General features: G+C 78.1%; 2 protein-coding genes. Both read right to left on the reverse strand.

Going from position 1 to position 2,102, the window contains the following annotated elements; all coding sequences use genetic code 11:
* Nucleotides 1–80: 80 nt before the first annotated feature.
* Nucleotides 81–740 carry a class F sortase gene (locus tag ACI8AD_RS24905; RefSeq protein WP_456873212.1) on the reverse strand — a complete coding sequence of 220 codons (660 nt, stop codon included), beginning with the start codon at nucleotides 738–740 and terminating at the stop codon, nucleotides 81–83.
* Entirely contained in the window at nucleotides 740–1,882 is a 1,143-nt protein-coding gene (locus tag ACI8AD_RS24910) for a hypothetical protein (RefSeq protein ID WP_456873213.1), read from the reverse strand. The genes ACI8AD_RS24905 and ACI8AD_RS24910 overlap by 1 nt, the downstream gene beginning before the upstream one ends.
* Nucleotides 1,883–2,102 lie beyond the last annotated feature (220 nt).

Below are 2,102 nucleotides of genomic sequence, written 5' to 3' on the forward strand. Positions count from 1 at the left end.
CCCCCCCCCCCCACCGCCCGGGGCACCCGCCCGGGCCCGCCGCGGGGCAGGGCCGGCCCAGGGCCCGGCCCGCCCCCGGGTCAGGCGGAGGCGACGACGACCAGGTTCTCGGTGGCGGCCTTGCCGGCGCGCTGGAAGCAGGTGATGAGCACCAGCCGTCCGGGCACCGCCTCCCAGATCTCGCCGGCGCCGGCCAGCTCGTCCTTGGCGTACCGGCCGGTCCGCTCGACGGTGTAGTCGACGGTGCCCTGCGGCGTGCTGACCTCGACGACGTCGCCGGGTGCCAGCCCCTCGTCGGCGGCCTCGGCGTCCACCAGCGCGTCGAAGCCGTACTCGCCGGTGCCGGTCGCGTGCGCGGCGATGTAGAGGGTGTTGTCGGCCTGCGCGGCGTCGCCCACCGGTTCGCCGTAGGAGTCGATCCAGTACGCCGCGGTGAGGGCCGGCGGGTTGATCACCCCGCCGGTGGGGGCCAGCGGGAGCACCGGCAGGTCCACGCCCAGCGCCGGGACGGTCACGTGCACGTCCGACGACGGCGTCGGCAGCGTCGTCCCCTCCGGCGGCAGCGTCGGCTGCGCGGGCTCGGCGACCGGCGGGGTGGCGGTGGCCGCGGCCACCGGGTCGGCCCACCCGGTGGCCGCGGCGGACTCCCCGTCGGCCAGGCCCACGACGAGCAGCGCGCTCCCGGCGACGCCCAGGGCGGCGACCGCCGCGGCTGCGGCGGTGCGCCGCCCCGGCCGCATCAGGCCTCGCCCGCCTCGGGGCCGACGGCCGGACGACGACGGCTGCGGGCCACCGCGACACCGCCGGCACCGGCGAGGAGCAGCAGCCCGGCACCGGCACCGACGGCGACGCCGCCGGAGCCGCCCTCGGCCGCCGGAGCGGTCACGCCGGTGTTCGAGCGCAGCCCCGCGTTGGTGACGACCGCCTGCGTGGTCGGAGCCGCGGCGGTCGGCGGGGCGACGACCGGCGCGACGGCGGGCGGGGCCGACACCGCCAGCTCGGCGACCACGATCGACAGGCCCGACGCGATGGGCTGGCCGAGGACGACGCCGTAGGCACCGGGGGCGAGGTCCGCGGGCAGAGCGACCGTCGCGGTGGAGCCGCTCACCTCGACGGCGAGCAGCACCGGCTCGGCGCTGGGGTCGTCGATGCTCTGCAGGGCGACCTGGACACCGGTCAGGTCGGTGAGGCCGAGGTCCCGCAGCACGGAGTCCGCGGTGAGGTCGAGGGTGAAGGTCGTGCCGGCGACCACGGCGACCGGGCACGGGTCGGTCGAGCTCAGGTCGCAGGGCACCGCCGCGAAGGCGACCAGCTCGGGGAAGAGCGTCGTGCCGGTCGGGGTGGCGGAGCTGAGGTCCAGCGTGTACTCGAGCAGCGGCGCGACGGTGAACTCCGGCCCGAGCGCGGTCTCCAGCGGCGCGATGCTCAGGGTCGCCAGCGGCCCGCTCACGCCGTCGTCGGTCGGCAGCTCGACCTCCAGGTCGTTGTCGCCGACCGGGTTCACGACCAGGGGGTCGGTCACGCTCCCCGTGACGTAGGTCCGGTCCGGGGAGCCGTCGTCGTCGGCGTCGAAGGCGAGCTCGACCAGGGCGTTGGTGGGGTCGAGCTCGTCGGGCAGGTCCACGGTCAGTGTCTCGCCGAACTGGACGAGGACGGGCTCGAACGCGCTCGCGGCCGGGTCGGCCACGGGGTCCAGGACCGCCACGTCGCCGTTCTCGGGAGCGACCGGGACGAGGACCACCTCGGTCGGCGCGAGCGGGATGACGACGCCGGGCGCCGCGGCCGCCGGGGAGGCGATCCCGACGAGGAGCACGGCGGCGCCGATGCCGGCGAGGCCGAAGCGCTGCACGTGCCGGCGGCGCTCGGGAGAGGGGGTGGGCATGGGGCACCTTCCGGCGACCGCAGCGCCCGGGTGGCGCCGACTGCGCCGCAACGTACGGTGACCGTCCGGACCGGCTCGGTGAGGAACACGCGCCGTGTGAGCCGTGGGATCCGGCGTGACCCGCCCGTGACCACGGGCCTGCGTCACCCGACCCGGGGGGGGGCCCGGCCCGGGGGGGGGCGGGGGGGGGGGCGGGCGGGGGCGCGGGGGCGGCGCGGCC

The sequence above is a fragment of the Geodermatophilus sp. SYSU D00766 genome (genome assembly GCF_054049915.1).